Genomic DNA, 17,990 nt, shown 5'->3' on the forward strand with positions numbered 1-17,990 from the left:
CCAAGAGGACCAAAGTTCACGAACCCTGGGGAAGGGGTTCGCGACTGGCGGAAGGAAGTACCCGATGCGGACGCCCACTGGGGCTACGTCCGGTCAGCGGGACACGAGCACCGGGAAGACCGGCAGGGCTTTGCTCTCCGGGGTGCTCGCGGTCTCCTTGGCCGGAACCATGGCCCTGATCCCGGTCCCGGCGCAGGCTGATCCCAAGCCGCCGGTCATTCCTTCACAGTCCACGGTCGACGCGGCCAAGCGGGCGGCTGCCGCGAAGGCGGCCCTGGTCGCCACGATCGAGCAGCAGCTCGCCGCCGCGAACGACCGCCTCGAGCGGCTCGGGATCGAGTCCGGCAAGGCCGACGAGGCCTACAACGGCGCGATGTACCGCCTGCAGCAGGCGAAGACCGATGCCGCCGCCGCCGCCGACCGGGCGAAGAAGGCGGAGCAGACGCTGGCCGCTCAGCGCCGCCAGATCGGCCGGTTCGCCGCCGCGTCGTACCAGGGTGGTGGCGACCTAGCGAAGATCGGGCCGCTGTTGACCTCGGAAGGCCCGCAGCAGTTGCTCGACTCGGCCGGGGCCGCGCGCTCGGTGTCCCAGGCGATGCAGGGATCCTTCCTCCGGTTCACGGCGACGCAGGTGGTCAGCAACGCGTTCAAGGTGCAGGCCGACCAGGCCGTCACCAAGGTCAAGGCCGCCACCGATGAAGCGGCGAAGGCGAAGGCCGCTGCCGAGGCCGCCGAGGCGAACCAGGCCGCCGCAGTCACCGCGATCGGTGTCCAGCGCAAGCAGCAGATCGCCCAGCTCGCGACCCTTCGGAACACCTCGGTCCAGGTCGCCGAGCAGCGGCAACGTGGCCTGGAGGAGCTCGCCCGGCAGCGGGCCGCGGCGCTGGCCGCCAAGAAGGCGGAGGAGCTGCGCAAGCGGATCGCGGTCCGGGAGGCTGCCGAGCGCGCTCGCGAAGCGGCCGAGAAGGCTCGCGAGGAGCGGGAGAACAAGGCCAGGAACCAGCACAAGGCGAAGCCGCCGAAGCACCAGCCCGATCGCGGCGGCACCGGCAAGGGCACCAGCACCAGCACCGGCACTGGCACCGGCGGCAACGACAACGGCGGCGGCTCCGGGCACAACTCGCGCGGTGCCCGAGCCGCCGTCGACTTCGCGCTGTCGCAGCTCGGCGAAATGTACCTGTGGGGCGCGGCCGGACCCGACCGCTGGGACTGCTCGGGTCTGACGATGGCCGCCTGGCAGCGGGCCGGAGTGGAACTGTCGCACTACAGCGTCGCGCAGTACGAGCAGACCAAGCGCATCTCCGAGGACGAGTTGCGGCCCGGCGACCTGATCTTCTGGGCCGAGAACGCGAACGATCCGGGCACGATCTTCCACGTCGCCATGTACCTCGGCGGTGGCCGGATGGTGCACGCGCCGCGCACCGGCAAGCCGGTCAGGATCGACAGCGTCTACTACTGGGAATCCCCGGACTTCTTCGGCCGCCCTTGATGAATCGACCGCGCAGCAGGGCGCTGCTCACCGCCGCGATGTCCCTCGTCCGCCGGAACCGCTCGGCCGACCAGCCGATCGGAACCGCAGGGGTCAGTGCGGCTGGGTCTTGAGCCGCTCGAAGGAGGCGCTGATCTCGGCCTCGGCGTCGGCGCGGCCGACCCAGCTGGCGCCCTCGACCGACTTGCCCGGCTCGAGGTCCTTGTAGACCTCGAAGAAGTGCTGGATCTCCAGCCGGTCGAACTCGGGCAGGTGGTGGATGTCGCGCAGGTGCTCCTGGCGCGGGTCGCCGGCGGGCACGCAGACGACCTTGTCGTCCGGGCCCTTCTCGTCGGTCATCCGGAACATGCCGATCGCGCGAGCCCTGATCAGGCAGCCCGGGAAGGTCGGCTCCGGCAGCAGCACCAGAGCGTCCAGGGGGTCGCTGTCCTGGCCCAGCGTGTCCTCGATGAACCCGTAGTCGGCCGGATACTGGGTCGACGTGAACAGGGTCCGGTCGAGCCGGATCCGGTTCGTCGTGTGGTCCAGCTCGTACTTGTTGCGGGTGCCCTTGGGGATCTCGATGAAGACGTCGAACTCCATACGGCAGATACTGTCACGGTTCTCACCGTTGAAATGACAGGAGCAGCCCGGTGGCCCGTTCTCCCCGTGCGGTTTTCGTCACGCTGCTGGCCTGCACGCTGTTGGCCGGCCTGACGAGCGGCGCGCAGGCAGTGCGTGGCTCGTCCCAGCGCGGCACCGCCGCCCCCGCAGTACTGGCCCCGGCCAAGCCCAAGGGGACCGCGCCGACCACTGTCGGCGTACAGAAGGTGCTGGCGGCGGCGATGAAGGATCCGTCGCTGGGAAGGCATCACGGCGTCTACGTGTACGACGCGTCGCGTGGCAAGGCTGTCTATTCGGCAGGTATTGCGACGGGCTTCGTGCCGGCGTCCACGATGAAGCTGCTGACCACGGTGTCGGCGCTGGAGACGATGGGGCCGGACCACACGTTCACCACGAAGGTGGTGCGCTCCGGGTCCGGCTCGATCATCCTGGTCGGCGGTGGAGACCCGTTGCTGACGACGAAGCGAGTCACCGACCCGTTGGACTTCCCGCCGCGCGCCTCCCTGCAGGAACTCGCCGTCAGTACTGCGACCGCGCTCGAGGCCGACGGGATCACCAGCGTCACCCTCGGGTACGACGCCGGCCTGTTCACCGGGCCCGCCGCGAATGCGAAGTGGGAGCCGAAGTACCTCACCGAGGGGATCGCCGCCCGGACCTCCGCGCTCTGGGTGAACGAGGGACGAATGACTCCGGGGATGGCGAAGCGGGCGACCTCTCCGGCTCAGGCGGCTGCCAGTGCGTTCGCGCTGCAGTTGCGGGCGGCCGGGATCACCGTGGCGAAGGCGATCAAGCCCGCGGTGGCGGCTTCGTCGGGGGAGGACGTCGCCCAGGTGCACTCGGCCTCGCTCGGGGACATCGTCGAGTACGTCAACCTGCACAGCGACAACGACGGCGCCGAGGTGCTGCTGCGGCACGTCGGGCTGGCGACGGACAACGGCGGCTCCTACGCCGGTGGGATCACGGGCGTCCGGACCACGCTGACCAAGCTGGGGCTGAACGTCAGCAAGGCCCGGATCGAGGACGGCAGCGGGCTGTCGCGCACCAACCAGGTCCCGCTCGACCTGCTCGCCGGCGCGGTCCGGGTGGCGGCCTCGCCCGACAAGCCGCAACTACGCCACCTGCTGACCGGTCTGCCCGTGGCCGGCTTCACCGGAAGCCTCGAAGACCGCTTCGCCAGCCCCGGTACGAGTGCCGGCACAGGCCTGGTCCGCGCCAAGACAGGCACCCTCACCGGCGTCCACTCCCTGGCCGGCCTGGTCCGCACCACCTCAGGCACGGTCCTCGTCTTCGCCGTGGCAACAGACACCGCCCCACCCGCCAAGGCCCTAGACGCCCGAGCCGCCCTGGACCGAGCCTCCGCCGCCCTCTCCACCTGCGGCTGCACCAGCTGACCCCGCCTCAACCGGTGCGGGTGGGAAGGCGCAGGTTGGAACATGGCACTAGGGTCGAAACATGAGTACGGCGGAAGGTGGGACCGCGGCTGACATGGTCGACTGGCAGCTGGCGACGGGAGTGGCTCGCAAGCTGCTCCGGCCGGGGCCGGCGGTCAGTCGCGCCGAAGCGGACCAGGTGGTCGCCGAGCTGCGGCAGTTCGCCGCCGACTCGGAGCATCATGTGCGGGAGTTCACCGGGCTGCGGGCGACCTCCGCCACGGCACCCGTGGTGATCGTGGACCGTCCTGGCTGGGTGCAGGCCAACGCCGACGGCTTCAGGACCGTGCTGCAACCCCTGGCGGACAAGCTGCGCGAGAAGCAGGAGCGGACCGGCGGGCTGTCGTCCGCGGTCGGTTCCCGTGTCACCGCGATCGAGGCCGGCGCACTGCTGGCCTTCCTCTCTTCCCGGGTGCTCGGGCAGTTCGACCCGTTCTACCCGTCCGAGCCCGACCCGGCGCGTCCCGACCTGACCGGCCGGCTGCTGCTGGTCGCGCCGAACGTGATGCACGTCGAGTCCGAGCTGGGCGTCGTACCGCGGGACTTCCGGCTCTGGGTGTGCCTGCATGAGGAGACCCACCGGGTGCAGTTCACCGCGGTCCCGTGGCTGCGGGACCACCTGCGCTCCGAGATCGCCCTGTTCCTGGACGAGGCCGAGCTGGACGCTTCGGCGTACGCGGCGATGTTCCGCGAAGCCGTGCAGCGGCTCGGGCGGTCGGTGAAGGGCGACGCCGAGCTCAGCCTGGTCGACCTGATGCAGTCGCCGGAGCAGCGGGCCGTGCTGGACCGGCTGACTGCGGTGATGTCGCTGCTGGAGGGCCACGCGGACTTCGTGATGGACGGCGTCGGGCCGAGCGTGATCCCGACCGTGGACGCCATCCGCGCCAAGTTCACCTCCCGCCGCACCAGCGGCAGCCCCGTGGACCAGTTGCTGAAGCGGCTGCTCGGGCTGGACGCGAAGCTCAAGCAGTACCAGGACGGCGCCGCCTTCGTCCGCCGCGTGGTCGACCGGGTCGGCATGGAGGGCTTCAACCGGGTCTGGACCGGCCCGAACACCCTGCCCACCAAGAACGAGATCGCCAACCCCGATGCCTGGGTCTCCCGACTCCACGGCTGACACCGCGCCGGCCGACGGTGAGCGAGGTACGGCGACGGACGGGCAGGGCGACGAGCAGGTGGCTGAGCCGGCGTCGGCCGGCCGTCACCGGGCGGCGAGCGGGGAGCAGGAGGCAGAAGAGTTGGTGGAGGAGCGGCGTGGCCGGCTCCACCCGGCGGTCGCGCGGACGCGGGAAGCCGTCCGCGCGGGACTCGTCGAGCTACCCCGCGGGACGCTTCTGCTGGTCGCCTGCTCCGGTGGCGCTGACTCGCTCGCACTGGCCGCGGCGACCGCCTTCGAGGCGCCGAAGCTCGGGCTCCGGGCCGGGGCGGTGATCGTCGACCACGGGCTGCAGGCGGACTCCGCCCACGTCGCGGCGGCCGCTGCGGACCAGTGCCGCTCGTTGGGCCTCGATCCCGTCCAGGTACGCCCAGTAGAGGTCGGCACTGAAGGCGGCCCCGAGGGAGCCGCTCGTAGAGCCCGGTACGACGCCCTGCGGGACGCGGCCGACGAATTCGGTGCAGACGTGATCCTCCTGGCCCACACCCGGGACGACCAGGCCGAGACCGTCCTGCTCGGGTTGGCGCGTGGTTCAGGAGCCCGCTCGCTGGCAGGGATGGCCCCGGCGGCAGGACTCCTCCGACGTCCTTTGCTGGACGTGCCACGGAGTACTACGGCCGCCGCGTGCATCGCGTCGGGCCTGCGGCCGTGGCATGACCCGCACAACGACGACCCGACGTACAAGAGAGTGCGGGTGCGGCACGAGGTGCTGCCGGTGCTCGAGGAGGCTCTCGGGCCCGGTGTCACCGAGGCCCTCGCCCGGACCGCTGGGCTCCTCCGGGCCGATGCCGACGCTCTCGACGTCCTGGCGGCCGACCTCGCGGAGACCGCGGTACGGCATACCGAGGACGAGGTGGTCTGCGACATCGGCATGCTCGAGGTGGAACCGACCGCTATCCGGACCAGGGCGCTCCGGCAAGCGGCCCTCGAGGCCGGCTGCAAAGCGACGGATCTCACAGCGGGCCACATCGCCGCCGTCGACTTGTTGATCACGGACTGGCGCGGGCAACGCTGGATCGACCTGCCACAAGGCGTTCGGGCGGTCCGGCGGGATGGCTCGATCGTGCTCGCTCCAGGGCTGACCTGACCGGTCAGGGACCGCCCCCGGATTGATCGGATCGGGCTTGCGTATGACACGCTGATCCCGTGGATGCGGCGGACATCGAGAAGGACCTGACCAAGATCCTCCATACCGAGGACGAGATCCTGGCCAAGCTCAAGGAACTGGCCGTGCGGATCGAGGCCGACTACGAGGGCAAGGACCTGCTGGTGATCGGCGTCCTCAAGGGTGCCGTGATGGTGATGGCCGACCTGGCCCGCTCCTTCCGCCGGCACGTCGAGATGGACTGGATGGCCATCTCCTCCTACGGCTCGGGCACCAAGTCGTCCGGGGTGGTTCGGATCCTGAAGGACCTGGACACCGACATCACCAACCGGCACGTGCTGATCGTCGAGGACATCATCGACACCGGGCTGACGCTGAGCTGGCTGGTCAGCAACCTGCAGTCCCGCAAGCCCGCCTCGGTGGAGATCTGCACCGCGTTCCGCAAGCCGGACGCGGCCAAGATGGCGGTCCCGGTGAAGTACGTCGGCTTCGACATCCCGGACGAGTTCGTGGTCGGCTACGGCCTGGACTACGCCGAGAAGTACCGGAACCTGCGCTGCGTGGCGACCCTCGCGCCGCACGTCTACTCCTGACCTCGGTTTCGCGCTCGGCGAAGTTGGTGACAGGCTGTAGACAGGGCCCGTACCGTCGTTCGGTGACCCTCGTGGTGGGCACGCTTGCCCGACACGAGACACTTGGACTTGGTATTACCGTCACAAGCCCACACACCCGGGCCTGCTGAGCTAGGAGGGACGGGGCGCCTGCCCTGATCATGGACGTGAAGCGCTTCTTACGCGGACCCCTGTTCTGGATCGTCATCGCCTTCGTGGGCGTACTGGTGATCGGACAGCTCCTGACCGGCTCGACCGGGTACAAGACCCAGCCCACGGGCCAGGTCGTGCAACTGATCCAGCAGGCCACCTCGTCGAGCGACAAGACGCTGAAGTCGGTGACGCTGATCGACCCGGACCAGGAGATCCGGGTCGAGAAGACCGACGGCACCAAGGTGCGGGCCCACTGGGTCGACGGCCAGGCCAACACGCTGGGCACCCAGCTGCAGACCCTGTTCCAGGACGGCAAGCTCGAGAAGTACGACGTGGAGAACCCGAAGCCGAGCTTCATCGGCCAGGTGTTCTCGACGCTGATCCCCTTCCTGCTGATCGCCGTGGTCTTCATCTTCTTGATGAACTCGATGCAGGGCGGCGGCTCGCGGGTGATGAGCTTCGCCAAGTCGAAGGCCAAGCTGATCACCAAGGACACCCCGAAGACGACCTTCGCGGACGTGGCCGGGTGTGACGAGGCGATCGAGGAGCTCGGCGAGATCAAGGAGTTCCTGCAGGAACCCGGCAAGTTCCAGGCGGTCGGCGCGAAGATCCCGAAGGGCGTCCTGCTGTACGGCCAGCCCGGTACGGGTAAGACCCTGCTGGCCCGCGCGGTCGCCGGTGAGGCGGGCGTGCCGTTCTACTCGATCTCCGGTTCTGACTTCGTCGAGATGTTCGTCGGTGTCGGTGCCTCCCGGGTCCGCGACCTGTTCGAGACCGCGAAGACCAACGCCCCGGCGATCGTCTTCATCGACGAGATCGACGCCGTCGGCCGGCACCGTGGCGCGGGCCTCGGCGGTGGCCACGACGAGCGCGAGCAGACGCTGAACCAGCTGCTGGTCGAGATGGACGGCTTCGACGTGCGCGGCGGTGTGATCCTGATCGCGGCCACCAACCGGCCGGACGTGCTCGACCCGGCGCTGCTGCGCCCGGGCCGCTTCGACCGCCAGATCGCGGTCGACGCTCCGGATCTGCCGGGTCGCGAGAAGATCCTGAAGGTGCACGCCCGCGGCAAGCCGATGTCGGAGAACGCCGACCTGCGCGCGGTTGCCCGCCGTACGCCGGGCTTCACCGGTGCCGACCTGGCCAACGTGCTGAACGAGGCGGCGCTGCTCACCGCCCGGCTGAACAAGCAACAGATCGACAAGAACGCGCTGGACGAGGCGATCGACCGCGTCATCGCCGGACCGCAGCGCCGGACCCGGCTGATGTCGGACAAGGAGAAGGTACTCACGGCGTACCACGAGGGCGGACACGCCCTGGTCGCCGCGGCGCTGCCGCACTCCGACCCGGTGCACAAGGTGACGATCCTGCCGCGCGGTCGCGCGCTGGGGTACACGATGGTGCTGCCGGACGAGGACAAGTACTCGACCACCCGGTCGGAGATGCTCGACAAGCTGGCCTACATGCTCGGTGGCCGCGCCGCCGAGGAGATGGTGTTCCACGACCCGACCACGGGCGCGAGCAACGACATCGAGAAGGCGACGGCGCTCGCCCGGGCGATGGTCACGCAGTACGGCATGACCGAGCGGCTGGGCGCGATCAAGTTCGGCCAGGACTCCGGCGAGCCCTTCCTGGGCAGGGATCTGGGCAGCCAGCGCAACTACTCCGAGGAGATCGCCGCGGCGGTCGACGAGGAGGTCGGCAAGCTGATCCTGAACGCGCACCAGGAGGCCTTCGACATCCTGGCCGAGAACCGCGCGGTGCTGGACCACCTGGTCGAGGAGCTGCTCGAGAAGGAGACCCTCGACAAGGGCGAGATCGCCCGGATCTTCACGCCGATCCAGAAGCGCGAGCTGCGGCCGGCCTGGACCGGTTCGTCCACCCGGGTGCCGTCGGAGCAGCCGCCGGTGATGCCGCTGCCGAACCGCGGCGAGCAGAACGGCTCGCTGTCCGACGTGATCCCCGGCGGATCGGTCGGCCCGGACGAGGCCGCGCACGGCCCGAACTATGGCGGTGGCCCCACTCCGCCAGTGGACTGACCCGGTGACCTCGCCGAAGTTCGATCACGACCGGGCCGAGCGTGCGGTCCGGGAACTGCTGATCGCGATCGGCGAGGATCCGGATCGTGAAGGCCTGAAGGACACGCCGGCCCGCGTCGCGCGCTCGTACGCCGAGATCACGGCCGGGCTGGGCCAGCTCCCCGAGGACGTGCTCACCACCACCTTCGACCTCGGCCACGACGAGATGGTGCTGGTCAAGGACATCGAGGTCTGGTCGGTGTGCGAGCATCACCTGGTCCCGTTCACCGGGGTGGCGCACGTCGGCTACATCCCGAGCGCGGACGGGCGGATCACCGGGCTCTCGAAGCTCGCCCGGCTAGTCGACCTGTACGCGAAACGCCCGCAGGTGCAGGAGCGGCTGACCACCCAGGTGGCGGATTCCCTGGTGGAGTTGCTGAAGCCGCGCGGCGTGATCGTGGTGATCGAGTGCGAGCACCTCTGCATGACCATGCGCGGCGTCCGCAAGGCGGGTGCCAAGACGATTACCTCGGCCGTCCGCGGCCAGCTCCGCGACCCGGTCACCCGGGCCGAGGCGATGAGCCTGATCGTCGGCTGACGCCGTACCCGTAGCTTCACCGCGCCGGTTTCGCTGAACATTTCGGAGCCGTAGGCGTAGACAATCTGTGTCTGAGCGAATACTCTCCGTAGTGGTGCTTTTATCGCACAGGCAGGGGCACGGGCAGGCGAACGAGTCCTACTCACAACCGATCGGTGAGGCGCTGTCCGCTAGCGGCGCCTCATTGGTACTGGGTTAGCGACCCTCGGCGGAGCCGGGAGTCGATGGGGGCCTGGTACCTAGGTGGGGCGGTTCGGGCGCGGCCACTACGGTGGTCGGGTGCGAACTGCCCCACCGAGTCATGTCGAAGGCCTGCCCACACCGGATCGCTGTCTGGTGATGGGCGTCGTCAACGTGACCCCGGACTCCTTCTCCGACGGTGGTGAGTGGTTCGAGCCGTCCGCCGCGATCAAGCACGGCCGCGAGTTGCTGGCCGAGGGCGCGGACCTGCTGGACGTGGGTGGCGAGTCCACCCGGCCGGGCGCCGAACGCCCCGCACCGGCCGAGGAGATCCGCCGGGTGCTGCCGGTGATCGAGACCCTGGCCGCCGAGGGAGCGCTGATCTCGGTGGACACGATGCGGGCCGACGTGGCTGCCCTCGCGCTCGACGCCGGCGCCGTGATGGTGAACGACGTGTCCGGCGGGCTGGCCGATCCGGACATGCTCGGCCTCGTTGCACAACGCGGTACGCCGTACGTGTGCATGCATTGGCGTGGGCACTCTGCCGACATGCAGCAGCGGGCGCAGTACGACGATGTGGTGGCAGAAGTGATCGCGGAGCTCGGCGAACGGCTGAAAGCGATCCAGCAGGCTGGAGTGGACTTGAACAGGGTCGCACTGGACCCCGGACTGGGTTTCGCGAAGAACGCGGACCACAACTGGGAGGTGCTGCGCCGGCTGCGGGAGTTCGGTGTCCTCGGGCAGCCGTTGCTGATCGGTGCCTCCCGCAAGGCGTTCCTCGGTAGGCTGCTCGCCGACGAGAAGACCGGCGAGCCGAGACCGGCCGTCCGACGAGACGACGCCAGCGCGGCCGTCTCCGCCCTCGCCGCCGCGGCGGGCGCCTGGTGCGTCCGGGCCCACGCGGTGGCGCCGAGCGCGGATGCGGTGCGGGTGGCGCGTAGGTGGGGAGCGGTATGACGGAAGAGCCGGGCGGTAGGCGGCGAGGGACGAGTGCCTCCGCCGAGAGCGTTGTGCTGAACGCGAACACGGCGTTCTACAACGCGTTCGAGGCGGGTGACCTGGACCTGATGGCCGCGGTCTGGCTGCCGGAACCCGATCCGGTCTGCATCCACCCGGGCAACGCCGCGATCTACGGCTACAGCGAGATGATGCGGGCCTGGGCGATGATCTTCGCCAATACGCCCTACATCCAGTTCTTCCTCACCGACGTACAGGTAAGAGTGGATGAAGACGTGGCTTACGTCACGTGTACGGAGAATGTCCTGTCCTCCGGTGAAGGGGCCCCGGAGGAGGGTTTCGCGGGGGGCAAGGCACTGGCCACGAACGTCTTCAGGAAAACTTCTTCCGGCTGGCGGTTGTGGATCCACCACGCCTCCCCGGTACTGTCGTCTGGGGGTCGACAGGAGGAGGCGGAATGAGCGGTCCCGTGATGCCTGCCGCCGGACCTCCCGACGTGATCGAGATCCGCGGCATCCGCGGCTTCGGCCGGCACGGCGTCTTCGACCACGAACGGGCCGAGGGCCAGGAGTTCGTGGTGGACGTCCGGCTCGAGCTCGACACCCGCAAGGCCGCGGCGACCGACGACCTGGCCGACACCGTGAACTACGGCGTGGTCGCGGAACAGGTGCACGCCGCCATCGAGAACGACCCAGTCGACCTGATTGAGACACTGGCACAACGGATCGCGGATCTGTGCCTCGCCGACCGGCGGGTGAGCGGTACCGCGGTGACCATCCACAAACCCTCGGCGCCGATCAAGGTGCCGTTCGACGACGTTGTCCTGACCGTGCAGCGCAGAGCCGGAGAATCCTCGTGACCGAGACCCCTAGCCCCTACGTCATCGATGCGGACACCCTCAGCGGTGGCCTCAAGCCGATCCGTCAGGTGATCCTGTCGCTCGGCAGCAATCTCGGCGACCGTGAGGCGAACCTGCAGGGCGGCGTCGACGCACTGCGGGACACCCCTGACGTCGTCGTCGTCGACGTCTCGCCGGTCTATGAGACCGAGCCGGTCGGCGGCCCGGACGAGTCCGGCCCGTACCTGAACATCGTGCTGCTCGCCGACACCACCCTGTCGGTCGACACGCTGCTGGACCGCGCGCACGCGGTCGAGCAGGCGTTCGGCCGGGAGCGCAGCGTGCCGGGAGCGCCGCGGACCCTGGACGTCGACCTGATCACCTACGGCAAGAAGACGATCGAGTCCGAGGAGCTCACGGTCCCGCATCCGCGGGCGCACGAGCGTGCCTTCGTGCTGGCGCCGTGGCTCGACATCGAGCCCGACGCCGTCCTGCCCGGCGTCGGCCCGGTGGCCGAACTGCTGGCCGGTGTCGGCACCGAAGGTGTGAAGAAGGTCGACGACCTCACCATCGAGCTGCAGTAGTGGTGTCAGGCGGTACCGGCCCGGATCGTGCGCCAGGCGCAGGCAAAGAACCTCCGCGCCCTGGCTCGGTCCGGCCGACCTCCCGTCGGCTGCTGGTCGCGATCGTCGTCCTCGGGGCGGCGATCGGCTGGACCCTGGTCAAGGCGATCGAGTCCGGCGGCGGTGTCGCGCCGACCGTGTCGTGGCTCACGCTGGTCGCCTGGGGCTTCCTGGCCGCGCTGCTGTTCGCCGCCGCCCGCAACACCCACCAGCGGATCCAGGTCCGGCGGGAGCGGATCGAGCCGTCCCGGGCTGTCTTCCTGCTGCTGATCGGAAAAGCGTCCGCATTCGTCGGCGCGTTGTGCGCCGGTGTTTACGCAGGGTTCGCGTTATCCTTCCTGGGCGCCCTCGGTTCGTCCGGGCCGCGCAACCGCGTGATCACAGCCGGTGCTGCGGCCGTGATCTCAGTGCTGGTCGTCACGGCCGGATTGCTACTCGAACGGGCGTGTCGTATCCCCGATGACCCCGAGGACACCCCCTAACATGTCGGTCCATGGGGTCAAGGGGTAGCCGCCGTCGAACCAGGGCCACAGTTCTCGCCGTCGCGAACGGCTTACTGATCGTCATCTGCCTGACTGTGAGCATCGCTCTCTTCTCCCAGAACGAATGGATCCTGCGCGCCGCCGCGGTCGCCGCCGTTCTGGTCGCGATCGGCGCCTCCTTCCTGGTCCGCCACCAGCTCCTGGTCGAACGCCTGGCCCACAGCGACGAGCGCGCCCACGTGGCCCAGCAGTACTCCCGCATCACCAGCGCCCGCGTCGTCGAGAACGCCGAGTTCGTCGACCTGATGCAGCGCCGCCTGGATCGCATCGACGAGCGCCTCGACAAGATCGACGAGGAAGTCGCCACGGTCGTTGCCGCCGGCGACAAACACTCGATCGCCGACGCCCCCACCGTGGTAGACCTCAAGCTCCGCGGCCTAGCCGCCAGCTGACGTACCTGCTGGGCAGGATGCGGGATCAGCTGAGTCGGCGGGCGATGACGGCTTGTTCGTGCTCGAAGGCCGGCGCCAGCTGGTCGATCTGCTTCTTCGTCTGACCAAGCTGAGTTGCCACGTCTCGCCAGCGTGAGACCGCCTTCGCGACCTCTGCCATCGCCGCCACCGCCTCCGACCGGTCGAGGCGGAACAACTCGGCAACCTCCAGGGCCAGCTCGACGCTTGCGTCGGTCTCCGTCTCGTTGATCGCGGTCGAGAGGTACTTGGCGCCGGGCGAAGGGTCAGGGTTCAGATCGAAGGCCGGCGACAGCGCCCACGAGCCGGTGACCAGGTGCAGGAACCCGTGATTCCGCAGATGATCGTCGAGGTTGGAGATGAGGACGGAGAAGACCATCCGTTTCCAGAGTTGGCGGAGCTCCTCACTCGCGGCGGCTGAGTGCTCCTCGATGACCGCGCCGATGTCGAGATAGCTGCCGGTGTCGCCGTCGCGCGCTTCGAGCATCGTCATCGCGCTGACGTAGCCGATCCGGCGGGACGCCACTCGGTCGAAGCGGTTGATCACATGGACGTCTCGTCCCGCGATCTTCAGCAGTGCCGAGTCCGGTACGACGATGCCGGCTGCCCGGGCGAGGTCGAAGGCGACCTTCTCCCACGTCATGACGTTCCACTCGTCGGAGCGGCTGGGGAACTTCGCGATCGCGATCGCGCCGCTGTCCGTGCGAACGTGCGCCTTCGGCCGGGCGCCGCCGAGCGAGCTGCCGGCTCGGAGCAGCTTCGTCAGGCCTGCAAGGTCGGCATCGTCGTCTTCGGTCCGCTCGGCAAGGTCGAGCAGTGCGGGAAGGTCCGTGAGGGCCGGTACGCCGCTTGCGTCGTCGGCGATGAACCCGGTCGTCCCGGGCAGAGCGAACCGGATGGCGCCCTGCCTCAGATCGTCGCGGACGCCGAGGAGGTAGCTGAACTCACTCAGGGTGCGGGGTGTCGAGGCTGCGTCCCTCGCGCGGCGCCGCTCAGCCTTGGCGATCAGAACCTTGCCCCAACGATCGGGAGAGCTGTCCGCGAAGGAGTGGAACATGGAGACGCCGACCGCGGTGTGCTGTGCGCCGATGGTGAGTGGCAGTGCCGGTTCGAGCGGATACGCCCGCGGGTCGGCGAGGTAGGACGGGTCGTAGAGGAACGTCGCCGACTCCGTGCCGCGTCCGTAGTGCGAGTTCAGTTGACCGGCTCTGACATCTTGTCCGTCGATCTGGACATGCACCTCAACCTTGCCGGGCAACGGGTCACCCGTGGCAGCAATGGTCCGGTCGGCCTGATCGCCTCTCGGAGACTTAGCCATCGGAACGCTGCCGGGCCGGGCGCACGCGCCGAGGAAGCTCCTCGTCTGCGCGCAGACGACCGACGTCGGTCGTGTATGGATCCAGCGAAGTCACCAACTGCTCGAGAACACCCAGTGCCCTGGCGACGCGAAATGTGCTCTCGAGGCTCACGCCCTCGCCTGCCTCAAGCCGTCGGACGGTCCCTCGGGAGACCCCGGCGCGGTCTGCCACCTGCTCGGCGGTGAGGCGCTGGAGACGGCGCCAAGTGCTGAAGTGTTCACCAGCCGTCCCCAGTGCGCGCGCCACCGGGCGTGGCAGTGGTTTGGTCTGCCGAGGCATGCTATCTCCAGAGGTAAGGTTCTGTTTTAGGCACGTTAAGTCTGATAGTGACCTAAAAATAATACAGTATTCCTGGGTGCAGCCTAGCTGGCTCCGTGCGGATGTGTCGACGTTCAGCGATCCTGCTGTGGACGAAGCAGTCGCCGACCTCGACGCCGAAACCTGGCACAAGACAGCCCGTTGTGGAGTTTCGGCCAGCCGGACGAGCGAGCGACGTACGGATCGGGCCCGTCTGACGGTCGCTCGCTCGGCTGCGACCACCTGACATTCGCTGAGCGGCGACGGGGGAGCTGGGTGGGCGGGGTACCAGCTATTTGTCGATATCGCCGACGACGAAGAACATTGAGCCGAGGATGGCGATCATGTCGGCGACGATGGTGTTCGGGAGCATCTCGGGGAGGACGGAGATGTTGTTGAAGCTGGCGGAGCGGAGTTTCATCCGCCAGGGGGTCTTGTCGCCGCGGGAGACCAGGTAGTAGCCGTTGATGCCCAGGGGGTTCTCGGTCCAGGCGTAGGTCTGGCCCTCGGGGACCTTGAGGATCTTGGGGAGGCGGACGTTGACCGGGCCGGCGGGCATCGTGCGAAGGCGGTCCAGGCAGGCGTCCACCAGGTCGAGGGATACCTTGACCTGCTCCAGCAGTACCGAGAAGCGGGAGAAGCAGTCGCCGTCGGTGCGGGTCACCACGCGCAGTACGCCGTCTTGGGCCAGTTTCTCGTAGGCGAGGTAGGGCTCGTCGCGGCGCAGGTCGGCGTCGACGCCGGAGGCGCGGGCGATCGGGCCGGAGACGCCGTAGGCGGCGATCAGCTCGGGGGACAGGCGGCCGACGCCGACGGTCCGGGCGCGGAAGATCTCGTTGCCCAGGACAAGGTTCTCGATGTCGGGGAGCCGGCGGCGGACGGCGGCAGAGGCGCCCGCGGCACGCTGCAGCCAGCCGAGCGGCAGGTCCTCCTTGAGGCCGCCGACCCGGTTGAACATGTAGTGCATCCGGCCGCCTGACAGCTCCTCCATCACCGCCTGGATCGTCTCGCGCTCGCGGAACGCGTAGAAGACCGGCGTGATCGCGCCGAGCTCCAGCGGGTAGGAGCCGAGGAACATCAGGTGGTTCAGGATCCGGTTCAGCTCGGCCAGCAGGGTCCGCAGCCAGACCGCCCGGACCGGGACCTCGAGGCCCATCATCCGCTCGACGGCGAGCACCACGCCGAGCTCGTTGGAGAAGGCGGACAGCCAGTCGTGCCGGTTCGCCAGTACCAGGATCTGGCGGTAGTCGCGGACCTCGAAGAGCTTCTCCGCGCCACGGTGCATGTAGCCGATGATCGGCTCGCAGCCGACGATCCGCTCGCCGTCCAGGGTCAGCCGCAACCGCAGTACGCCGTGCGTCGCGGGGTGCTGCGGGCCGATGTTGAGCACCATGTCGGTGGTCGGCAGCTCGGAACCGGAACCCGTACCGCCGCGTTCGTACAGCGGGTCCAGCCCCGCGGCTCCAGCCCCGATTCCCACCACTCTTTCGGTACTCATGACCCTTAGTGTGCCGTGAGCGATGCAATTTGACGCTGCTGACGCCCAGGCACGCACCTCACGACCTTTGAGAATCATCCACGATGCTCCGCATCGAGGACGCTTCTCAAACGCCGCGATGCACGCACCTGGACGCCACCATCATTCAAGTTGCATCGCTCACGGCACCCTGTCGTGACAGGCTGGAGGGGTGGACGACCTCTTCGCACCTTCGGATGTCAGCTGGACGCCGGTCTCGCCGAAGCTCGCGACGGTGCGCAGGCTGAACGCGGCGATCACGTTCGGCCTGCTGGCGATCGCGGGCCTGCTGCTGTTCGGAATGCTGATGGACTGGCTGTACGGCGTACTGGCGGTGGTGGTCGCCGCGCTCGGGTTCGGCTGGGCCTGGATCGTGATCGGGCGCAACCAGCGGTCCTGGAAGTACGCCGAGCGCGAGGACGAGCTGCTGGTCAGCCACGGCATCATGTTCCGCCAGCTGGTGGTCGTGCCGTACGGGCGGATGCAGTTCGTCGACGTGGCCGCCGGGCCGTTGGAGCGGGCGTTCGACCTGGCGACGGTGGAGCTGCACACCGCGACGCCGGCGACGGACGCGAAGATCCCCGGGCTGCATCCGGACGAGGCGGCTCGCCTGCGTGACCGGTTGTCCGCCCTCGGTCAGGCGCAGGCGTGGGGCCTGTGACCGAGCCGTCCGCGCCCCCCGAAGCGCCGGAGATCCGGCAGGCCGAGGCCGGCGGGGCCCGGCTGCACCCGCTGACCCCGTTCGTGAAGGGCTGGGGGTACTTCGTCGTGGCCGCGTTCGCGATGGCCAACAACGAGGGCCTGCGCAGCGACCTGACGATCGCCGGGCTCGGGCTGCTCGCGGTACTGGTCGGCGGGATCCTGCTCGGCGCGCTGTCCTGGTGGTTCACCAAGTGGCAGCTGACCGCGGACGCGATCCGGGTGGACAGCGGGTTCCTGTTCCGCCGGACCCGGATCATCCGGTTCGACCGGATCCAGACGATCGACGTGGCCCAGCCGTTCGTGGCCCGGTTGTTCGGCATGGCCGAGCTGCGGATGGACGTGGCCGGCGGGGGCAAGAGCGACGGCAGGCTGAGCTACTTCAGGTACGACGAGGCGGTGAACCTGCGGGCGCTCCTGCTGTACCGGGCCAAGGGCGAGCAGGCGGCCGAGCAGCAGGCGCCACAGGCGGAGCCGGAGCCGCTCCTGGTGGTTCCCACCGGCCGGCTGCTCGGTGCGACGCTGCTGTCGTCGACAGTGCTCGCGAGTACGGCCGCCCTGATCTGGTTGATCGCCGCGACCACGGTGCTGGAGTTCCACATCGGCCTGTTCGCCGCTCTCCCGCTGCTGCTCGGTGTCGTGCAGCCGATCTGGAAGCAGGTCGTCGGCAACCACAGGTTCACCCTGTCCGAGACGCACGACGGGCTGCGGACCAAGCGCGGCCTGTTCGACCTGCAGCGCCAGACGGTTCCGCCGGGCCGCGTCCAGGGCCTGCTGATCACCGAACCGCTGATCTGGCGGCTGCTGGGCTGGTCCCGGGTGGATCTGGACATCGCGGGCGTCGTCGGTGGCAACGGTGGCGACGGCGAGGACAGGAACGACGGCGCTCAGCTTCTCCCGGTCGGCGAGCGCCAGGAGGTGGCCGGCGTCCTCGCTCGAGTGCTGCCGGGCTTCGACCTGGCCGCGATCGAGATGCACCGTGCCCCGGAGCGGGCGAAGTGGCTGCGTCCGGTCGGCTGGCGCTACCTGGCCTACGGAGTCGACGAGCAGGTCCTGGTGACCACCCGTGGGTGGGTGAGCCGGCGTACGTCCATCGTGCTTCACCACAAGACGCAGTCGGTCCGTCTCCAGCAGGGACCGCTGCAGCGCCGTCTAGGGCTCGCCAACGTCCACGTAGACACCCCGCAAGGCCCGACCGACGCTGTCGCCCTCCACCGCGATCTGGCGGAAGCTGCGGCCCTCCTGGAGGCTCAGGCCGACAGAGCCCGCGAGGCGCGCCGTACTGCGGACTCCCCGGCCGCCGTCCACACCCAGCCGAAGGCGCCGAGCCCCGACGGGTCCAGCAGCTCAGCGGCCTCTCCTGCGGACGACAGTTCGGCCAGGTAGCGCAGGGGCTCCTCACGGGCC

Annotated in this window: 19 protein-coding genes; 15 read left to right on the forward strand and 4 right to left on the reverse strand. The window is 69.0% G+C overall.

Translation table 11 applies throughout. From position 1 onward, the window contains the following. The first annotated feature begins 64 nt into the window (after positions 1-64). Complete coding sequence (locus EV644_RS18715; protein ID WP_132189573.1) at positions 65-1,489, forward strand: C40 family peptidase; 1,425 nt, start codon at positions 65-67, stop codon at positions 1,487-1,489. A gap of 93 nt (positions 1,490-1,582) precedes the next feature. Here the strand turns inward: EV644_RS18715 and EV644_RS18720 are convergent, their stop codons facing one another. Then, positions 1,583-2,071, reverse strand: a complete 489-nt coding sequence (locus tag EV644_RS18720) for an inorganic diphosphatase (protein WP_132189574.1) — start codon at positions 2,069-2,071, stop codon at positions 1,583-1,585. 50 nt (positions 2,072-2,121) lie between these two features. Here EV644_RS18720 and dacB point away from each other — a divergent pair, with 50 nt between their 5' ends. The 12 genes from dacB to EV644_RS18780 all read left to right on the forward strand — a co-directional run bounded on the left by dacB (position 2,122) and on the right by EV644_RS18780 (position 12,695). Next, on the forward strand, positions 2,122-3,483 hold the full coding sequence (gene dacB / locus EV644_RS18725; RefSeq protein ID WP_132189575.1) for a D-alanyl-D-alanine carboxypeptidase/D-alanyl-D-alanine endopeptidase: 1,362 nt from the start codon (positions 2,122-2,124) through the stop codon (positions 3,481-3,483). Positions 3,484-3,544: 61 nt separating this feature from the next. Then, positions 3,545-4,639, forward strand: coding sequence for a zinc-dependent metalloprotease (locus tag EV644_RS18730; RefSeq protein ID WP_132189576.1), 1,095 nt, complete (start codon positions 3,545-3,547; stop codon positions 4,637-4,639). Further along, positions 4,611-5,765 carry a tRNA lysidine(34) synthetase TilS gene (tilS, locus tag EV644_RS18735; protein ID WP_132189577.1) on the forward strand — a complete coding sequence of 385 codons (1,155 nt, stop codon included), beginning with the start codon at positions 4,611-4,613 and terminating at the stop codon, positions 5,763-5,765. The genes EV644_RS18730 and tilS overlap by 29 nt, the downstream gene beginning before the upstream one ends. Before the next feature lie 59 nt (positions 5,766-5,824). Next, the gene (gene hpt, locus EV644_RS18740) at positions 5,825-6,376 is read left to right on the forward strand and encodes a hypoxanthine phosphoribosyltransferase (RefSeq protein ID WP_132189578.1); all 552 of its coding nucleotides are present in this window, start codon (positions 5,825-5,827) and stop codon (positions 6,374-6,376) included. Positions 6,377-6,555: 179 nt separating this feature from the next. Beyond that, positions 6,556-8,586: an ATP-dependent zinc metalloprotease FtsH gene (gene ftsH / locus EV644_RS18745; protein ID WP_132189579.1), complete on the forward strand. Its 2,031-nt coding sequence runs from the start codon at positions 6,556-6,558 to the stop codon at positions 8,584-8,586. Next, a complete protein-coding gene (gene folE / locus EV644_RS18750; protein ID WP_132189580.1) occupies positions 8,555-9,163 on the forward strand; it encodes a GTP cyclohydrolase I FolE in 609 nt (202 codons plus the stop codon). Before ftsH ends, folE begins: the two co-directional genes overlap by 32 nt. Positions 9,164-9,502: 339 nt before the next feature. Continuing rightward, a complete protein-coding gene (folP, locus tag EV644_RS18755; protein WP_132189849.1) occupies positions 9,503-10,300 on the forward strand; it encodes a dihydropteroate synthase in 798 nt (265 codons plus the stop codon). Next, positions 10,297-10,761: a nuclear transport factor 2 family protein gene (locus tag EV644_RS18760; RefSeq protein ID WP_132189581.1), complete on the forward strand. Its 465-nt coding sequence runs from the start codon at positions 10,297-10,299 to the stop codon at positions 10,759-10,761. The genes folP and EV644_RS18760 overlap by 4 nt, the downstream gene beginning before the upstream one ends. Beyond that, positions 10,758-11,159: a dihydroneopterin aldolase gene (gene folB / locus EV644_RS18765; RefSeq protein WP_132189582.1), complete on the forward strand. Its 402-nt coding sequence runs from the start codon at positions 10,758-10,760 to the stop codon at positions 11,157-11,159. The genes EV644_RS18760 and folB overlap by 4 nt, the downstream gene beginning before the upstream one ends. Continuing rightward, positions 11,156-11,722, forward strand: a complete 567-nt coding sequence (gene folK, locus EV644_RS18770; RefSeq protein WP_132189583.1) for a 2-amino-4-hydroxy-6-hydroxymethyldihydropteridine diphosphokinase — start codon at positions 11,156-11,158, stop codon at positions 11,720-11,722. Before folB ends, folK begins: the two co-directional genes overlap by 4 nt. Before the next feature lie 2 nt (positions 11,723-11,724). Beyond that, positions 11,725-12,243 (forward strand): DUF3180 domain-containing protein, encoded by a 519-nt coding sequence (locus EV644_RS18775; RefSeq protein WP_241998365.1) that lies wholly within the window; start codon positions 11,725-11,727, stop codon positions 12,241-12,243. Positions 12,244-12,338: 95 nt separating this feature from the next. Continuing rightward, positions 12,339-12,695: a hypothetical protein gene (locus EV644_RS18780; RefSeq protein WP_241998366.1), complete on the forward strand. Its 357-nt coding sequence runs from the start codon at positions 12,339-12,341 to the stop codon at positions 12,693-12,695. Between the two features lie 25 nt (positions 12,696-12,720). Here the strand turns inward: EV644_RS18780 and EV644_RS18785 are convergent, their stop codons facing one another. From EV644_RS18785 to EV644_RS18795, 3 genes are all read right to left on the reverse strand, one after another. Further along, positions 12,721-14,031, reverse strand: a complete 1,311-nt coding sequence (locus EV644_RS18785) for a type II toxin-antitoxin system HipA family toxin (RefSeq protein WP_241998367.1) — start codon at positions 14,029-14,031, stop codon at positions 12,721-12,723. Next, positions 14,024-14,350: a helix-turn-helix domain-containing protein gene (locus EV644_RS18790; protein WP_132189586.1), complete on the reverse strand. Its 327-nt coding sequence runs from the start codon at positions 14,348-14,350 to the stop codon at positions 14,024-14,026. Before EV644_RS18790 ends, EV644_RS18785 begins: the two co-directional genes overlap by 8 nt. Positions 14,351-14,660: 310 nt before the next feature. Then, positions 14,661-15,866: an NADH-quinone oxidoreductase subunit D gene (locus EV644_RS18795; protein ID WP_132189587.1), complete on the reverse strand. Its 1,206-nt coding sequence runs from the start codon at positions 15,864-15,866 to the stop codon at positions 14,661-14,663. A 190-nt stretch (positions 15,867-16,056) separates the two neighbouring features. Between EV644_RS18795 and EV644_RS18800 the strand changes: the two genes are divergently transcribed. Both EV644_RS18800 and EV644_RS18805 read left to right on the forward strand, forming a co-directional pair. Next, positions 16,057-16,545: a PH domain-containing protein gene (locus tag EV644_RS18800; protein WP_132189588.1), complete on the forward strand. Its 489-nt coding sequence runs from the start codon at positions 16,057-16,059 to the stop codon at positions 16,543-16,545. Then, positions 16,542-17,969, forward strand: a complete 1,428-nt coding sequence (locus EV644_RS18805; protein WP_132189589.1) for a PH domain-containing protein — start codon at positions 16,542-16,544, stop codon at positions 17,967-17,969. The genes EV644_RS18800 and EV644_RS18805 overlap by 4 nt, the downstream gene beginning before the upstream one ends. The last annotated feature ends 21 nt before the right edge of the window (positions 17,970-17,990 follow it).

The organism is Kribbella orskensis (assembly GCF_004342085.1).
Lineage (GTDB): Bacteria > Actinomycetota > Actinomycetes > Propionibacteriales > Kribbellaceae > Kribbella > Kribbella orskensis.